This window comes from Nonomuraea zeae (genome assembly GCF_005889725.1).
GTDB classification, from domain to species: domain Bacteria; phylum Actinomycetota; class Actinomycetes; order Streptosporangiales; family Streptosporangiaceae; genus Nonomuraea; species Nonomuraea zeae.
The window spans coordinates 1-5,435 of sequence record NZ_VCKX01000492.1 but is presented as its reverse complement, the minus strand read 5'-3'; the positions used below and the strand labels follow the sequence as shown (position 1 = coordinate 5,435).

The window sequence follows — 5,435 nt, the reverse complement described above, 5'->3', positions numbered from 1 at the left end:
CGCGCCACCCCCACCACCTTTGCCGCCTGTAGCCACCTGCGGGCACCGCCGGGCCTGAACCACTCGTGGCCACAGCGCGACACCGACGAAAACCTTTGCCCGCCAGCCCACCAGGCCGAGCCATCCATCCCCAGTTGTCCTTAAGCTCCGCCTATGAGCTTCGAATTCGACGACCTCGACGGCCTGCGCATCGGCAGAGCAGGGTCAGGCCCGCGTGTGATCATCGCGGTGCACGGCATCACCGCCTCACTCATGGCCTGGGGCGCGGTGGCCCGGCGGCTGCCCGAGGACTGGTCGCTGGTCGCGATGGACCTGCGCGGCCGGGGCCACAGCGCCGCGCTGCCCGGCCCGTACGGCCTGCCCCGGCACGCCGAGGACGTGCTGCGCGTCGCCGAGCACGTCGGCGCGGGCACCGACGCGGTCCTGACCGGGCACTCGATGGGCGCGTACGTGGCCGCGCTGGCCGGCGCCCAGCGGGATTTCGCCCGGGTGGTGCTGGTGGACGGCGGGCTTCCCCTGCCACCGCTGCCCGAGGGAACGGACGCGGACGCCGCGCTGGAGGCCGCGCTGGGGCCCGCACTCGCCCGGCTGCGCCAGACGTTCCCGTCGGCGGAGGCGTACGTGGAGTTCTTCAAGGCGCACCCCGCCTTCGCCGGGCACTGGAACGCCGACGTCGAGGCGTACGTGCGTTACGACCTCACGGGCCCAGAAGGCGAGCTGCGCTCACGGGCGGTCGGCGAGGCGGTGTTGCAGGACGGGCGCTGGATGCGGCTGGAGACGGACCGGATCGCCGCCGCGCTGGAGGCCATCGAAGCCCCGCTGCACCTGCTCAGAGCACCGCGCGGGCTACTCAACCAGGAAGTGGGCATGCTCCCCGACGAGCTGGCGCTCCCCTGGGCCGCCCGGCTGCCCGGGCTCAAGGACGAGGTGGTGCCGGACTGCAACCACTACACGATCCTGTTCGACGACCACTGCGTGTCGACCGTCGTGGACCGGCTCACCTCCCCGGCCTGACCGAGGAGGCCGGCGCCAGGGCTCGACCCGCCGGCGGAGACGGACGCGAACGGCCCCTGAGCGGTCAACCGCTCAGGGGCCGGGTCAAGGGCTCAGGGGCCGGGAATGATCGAAGCGGCAGCCTAGCGTGGAGCGATCCAGGTCGCGTGCGCGGCGGCCACGAGCGTGCCGTCCATCTCGTAGATGGCGCTCTGGCCGAACATCTTGCGCCCGTCGCGACCGGTCGGCCGCGCCACGACGGAGTAGCGCCCGCCAGGGATGACCGGACGGTGGATCTGCACGGCCAGGCGTCCGAGCAGCGCCGTCTCGCCCGGGCCGAAGTGCGCCCAGCCGGTGATGCAGTCGAGCACCGCGCCCACGATCGAGGCGGGCACGCCGTCCTCGCCCGTCACCGTGAACGGCACCCGCCAGCCGGCCGCCACCAGGTCCGTGCCCTCCACCGGGCCGGGGAAGATGCGCAGGCCGTCACCCGGCTCCCGCATGCCGCAGGCGAAGCACTCCGCGAACGGGTGCGCCTTCAGGCCCACGAACCCGGCCTCGGCGCGGGCTGCGTCGTTGAACGGCACGAACCCGGGGCCCTCCAGGTCCTCGGCCACGAGGATGGCCTCGACCAGCAGCTTGTCGCCGTCGGAGAGGGACACGGAGTTGGCCACGTGCTCAAGCCGCAGCTCGGTCTCCAGGGGCGTGGGCGCATGAAGCGTGACCTCGACGGCTGATCGACCACCGTTCAGCGCTTCGGCCATGGTGCCCGCTATCCAGCCGCCGTTGGCGACGCCCACGGGTCCCCGGAAACGCTCGGGAACGGTCAACACGGTCTGCAGGGCAGCCGTCGTCATGCCACACCCTCCTATATCGCCACACAAGGCGAGAAGTCCGGAAATATCGTAAAGAACAGGCCGATTTTACTGGACTCCCGGTTTCGCCAGATGTCGGGGGTCCTGACGCCGCTCGATACCACTACGTAACGCCTCGAAGGGGTCCGAAACTTCCCCACCCGGCCGCCCCTGCTACCAGGGGTACGGGCACGCTACGCACCGCACATCGCGCGGGTGTGACTCGGAGGTCAGAAGCAACGAAAATCGGCCTCACTCCGTGCCGCTCGTGGAGTGAGGCCGATCAAGGCGTTGGCCGTACCTTATCCCGGATTTCCCACGTCCCGCGACCAATCCCCCGATACCGGCTGGACAGAGGTGGACTACTGGCGGCGGGGGTGATTGTGCACACTGTCGGAATGGACCGGCTGACCTCGTGGGAGCGCCGCACCAGCGTCTGGCTCCTCATCATCGGCACAGGCTTCTTGCTCGGCTGGGCAGTCCCCGTCATCGTCCCCGGCCTGCCCGCCCCGTTACGTACCGCGTTCTGGTACCTCCAGGTCATCACCTGGGCCCTGTTCACCGCCGACTACGTGATCCGCATCGTCCTGGCCCCGCGCCGCCTGCGCTTCGTCGTCAGGAACATCCCCTCCCTCCTGGTCGTCGTCCTGCCCCTCCTCCGCCCGCTGTGGCTGCTGCGGGCGCTGCTCCTGCTGCACGTCATCGCCGAGCGCGTCCAGCTCCCGCTGCGGCTGCGCGCCGTCGTGTACGTCAGCGGCACCGCCCTCTTCCTGGCCCTGGTCGGCAGCGTCGCCGTCCTGGACGTGGAACGTGGCAACCCCGACGGCAACATCGAGACGATCGGCGACGCCCTGTGGTGGTCGCTCACGACCATGACGACCGTCGGGTACGGCGACCGTTTCCCCGTGACGTCCGAGGGCCGGCTGGTGGCGGCGGGGCTGATGCTCGCCGGGATCGCCCTGCTCGGCGTCGTGACGGCGGCCATCGCCTCCTGGTTCGTCGAGCGCTTCGAACGCACCGCCGCCTTCGACCGCCGCACCGAGGCCGAGCTGGCCCAGGTCGTCTCCGAGCTCGCCGGGCTGCGCGAGGCCCTGACCGACCTGCAGAGCACGCAGGTCCGGTTGCATGAAGAGGTGACGTCGCTCACGGCCCGGCTCACCCCGTGAAACGAGAGGAATTGCCACCGAAGGTGCGCACAAGCGGCCAACCTCGGAGAGGCTGGAAGCACAGGCCCTATGCTGACGCGGCAGGGGGACACAATCTGGATGATGCGGGGTGAGCCTGTGCAGGGGGCGATGTTGCGGTATCCGCCCGGGTCTCTGGTCATATTGACCGGGCTCCCCGGCGCGGGCAAGACCACCCTGCTGCAACGCCTGTACGGGTTGAACGGCGCGGAGAGCCTGCCCCTCACCATCGGCACCGTCGTGGTGATCGACTCGGTGCAGTCCAGGCAGCACTGGTATGGCCGGCTCGACTGGGCGCCCAACCCGGTCCGCCGGGCCATCGTCTTCGCCACCCACCTGAGCCGCATCCGGCAGGCGCTGACCCGAGGCCAGTCGGTCATCGCCCACAACCGGGGCTGCGGCCTGCACGTGCTCAGAGGCTTCGCCTGGCTCGCCCGCCGGCACAGCGCGACCTTCCACCTGCTCCTGTTGGACGCGCCCGCCGAAGAGGCGCTGGCGGGCCAGCGGGCCAGGGGCAGGGTGGTGGCCCCCAAGACGTTCGCCCGGCATCAGCGCAGGTGGACCAGCCTGCTCGCCCGCGTGCAGGGCGGCGACCCGGCCCCCGCCGTGGGCGCCCAGATCATGGACCGGGCCCAGGCGGCGCTCCTGGAGGCCATCCTCTTCGACGACTCGCGCACCGGCGTCGGCCCGGCCGGAGGCACCGGCCGCCCCTCCAGCTGAGACGGGCCACGCACCCGGCCGCCCGCGAACCCAGCACACCATCCGCCGCATAACCGGCGCGAACTGGCATGCCGAAAATTCCCGATAACGGAATAACGTCATTCTCACCGGCCGCACAGATCACTACATACGCTTGCCAATCACGCATAAGCGGGGGAATTTCCGAACCATCAGCCACGGGGAGGCGCGGGTGTAGCTGAGTGTGTCTTCTCGCACACCCGTCATATCCGCTGATGGCGGTTCCTCTTCCGACAGCCCGTCCATTAACGGACCGGCTCTACCCCCCCTCGGAGGACCAGTGAGACTGCGGTCTCTGCTGGCGGGCACCTCTGTGCTCGCCATCACCATGACGGTCGCTCTGGCCGTCAGCACCCCCGCCCAGGCGGGGACGGGCGACCCGGAAGTCGCCGCCAGCGTCACGTCGGACGTGCAGAGCGGCGAAAAGGTACGCGCGATCGTCGAGGTCAAGGACGGCCAGAGCGTCGCCGCTGTAGCCAAGACGGCCGAGAACGCCTCTGACGGCACCCAGGTCGTCAACAAGACGTCCTCGGACGAGTTCCTCGTCGCCACCCTCGACAAGGCGACGCTCAAGGAGCTCAAGACCGACGACCGGATCGAGGCCATCTACGAGGACACGCTGAGCGCGGCCTCGCTCGACGCGAGCACCAAGCTGATCGGCTCGGACAAGGCCAACGAGGCCGGCTGGACCGGCAAGGGCTCCACCGTCGCGATCCTCGACACGGGCATCGACCGCGACCACCCGTTCTTCGCCGGCCGGATCGTGGACGAGGCCTGCTTCTCCACCAACTACAACGACACGTACTACCGGGCCCAGTCGCTGTGCCCGAACGGTCAGGTAAAGCAGGCCGGTGAAGGCTCCGCGAACGCGGAGACCCAGAAGTGCGTCGGCCCCACCGGCAACCTGTGCTACCACGGGACGCACGTGGCCGGTATCGCCGCGGGCAAGAAGGTGAGCGGCGCCCCGTCCAACGGGGTCGCCCCGGAAGCGGGCATCCTGCCCATCCAGGTGTTCACCAGGCTCAACGGCCCCGCGTGCGAAGAGGTCCTGCACGTCGCCAAGCCGTGCGTGGCCAGCTTCACCTCCGATCAGAAGTACGCGCTGCAGTGGCTCAACAGCGTCCACGCGAGCCGCAACGTCATCGCGGCCAACATGAGTCTCGGCGGCGGCGCCATGCGGACCACGCACTGCGACGACGTCCCGGAGGCCAACGCGATCAAGGATGAGGTCTCGGCGCTGCGGTCGAGCGGCGTGGCCACGGTCGTCGCCGCGGGCAACAACGGATTCACCAACGGCGTCAACAGCCCGGGTTGCCTCTCGGCGGCCGTAACCGTCGGCGCCACCGACGACAATGACGCCATCGCGAGCTTCAGCAACCGCGGCCCCCTGCTCGACCTGTTCGCCCCGGGCGTGGACATCAACTCGGCCGGGACCGGCAACGGCTACCGGGTGCTGAGCGGCACCTCGATGGCCACCCCGCACGTCGCCGGCGCCCTGGCAATCATGCGGCAGGCGTACCCGAGCCTGTCCATCGACGCCCTCGTCGGCAAGCTGCAGGAGACCGGCAAGGCCATCACCTACCGCAGCGGCACCGCCCAGGTGACCACCAAGCGGATCGACCTGGCCAAGGCCACGCCGCCCAAGCCGACCACCTCCCCCACGCCC

At 70.0% G+C, this 5,435-nt stretch carries 5 protein-coding genes; 4 read left to right on the top strand and 1 reads right to left on the bottom strand.

Annotated features, from left to right (window positions below):
* The first annotated feature begins 153 nt into the window (after nucleotides 1–153).
* Entirely contained in the window at nucleotides 154–1,014 is an 861-nt protein-coding gene (locus ETD85_RS59755) for an alpha/beta fold hydrolase (protein WP_138698673.1), read from the top strand.
* 122 nt (nucleotides 1,015–1,136) lie between these two features.
* Here ETD85_RS59755 and ETD85_RS59750 read toward each other — a convergent pair whose 3' ends face one another.
* A complete protein-coding gene (locus ETD85_RS59750) occupies nucleotides 1,137–1,850 on the bottom strand; it encodes a PaaI family thioesterase (protein ID WP_138698672.1) in 714 nt (237 codons plus the stop codon).
* 395 nt (nucleotides 1,851–2,245) lie between these two features.
* On the opposite strand from ETD85_RS59750, the gene ETD85_RS59745 reads away from it, so the two are divergent.
* The 3 genes from ETD85_RS59745 to ETD85_RS59735 all read left to right on the top strand — a co-directional run.
* Nucleotides 2,246–3,013, top strand: coding sequence for a potassium channel family protein (locus tag ETD85_RS59745; protein WP_138698671.1), 768 nt, complete (start codon nucleotides 2,246–2,248; stop codon nucleotides 3,011–3,013).
* A 129-nt stretch (nucleotides 3,014–3,142) separates the two neighbouring features.
* Nucleotides 3,143–3,751 (top strand): AAA family ATPase, encoded by a 609-nt coding sequence (locus tag ETD85_RS59740; protein WP_138698670.1) that lies wholly within the window; start codon nucleotides 3,143–3,145, stop codon nucleotides 3,749–3,751.
* Nucleotides 3,752–4,049: 298 nt separating this feature from the next.
* Nucleotides 4,050–5,435: S8 family peptidase (locus ETD85_RS59735; RefSeq protein WP_206059591.1), on the top strand; the 1,386-nt coding region annotated here is incomplete at its 3' end.

Bases quoted from the DNA above. Each gene is read 5' to 3' on its own strand.
- ETD85_RS59755 (WP_138698673.1), top strand. From the start codon at position 154: ATGAGCTTCGAATTCGACGACCTCGACGGCCTGCGCATCGGCAGAGCA.
- ETD85_RS59750 (WP_138698672.1), bottom strand. From the start codon at position 1,850: ATGACGACGGCTGCCCTGCAGACCGTGTTGACCGTTCCCGAGCGTTTC.
- ETD85_RS59745 (WP_138698671.1), top strand. From the start codon at position 2,246: ATGGACCGGCTGACCTCGTGGGAGCGCCGCACCAGCGTCTGGCTCCTC.
- ETD85_RS59740 (WP_138698670.1), top strand. From the start codon at position 3,143: ATGTTGCGGTATCCGCCCGGGTCTCTGGTCATATTGACCGGGCTCCCC.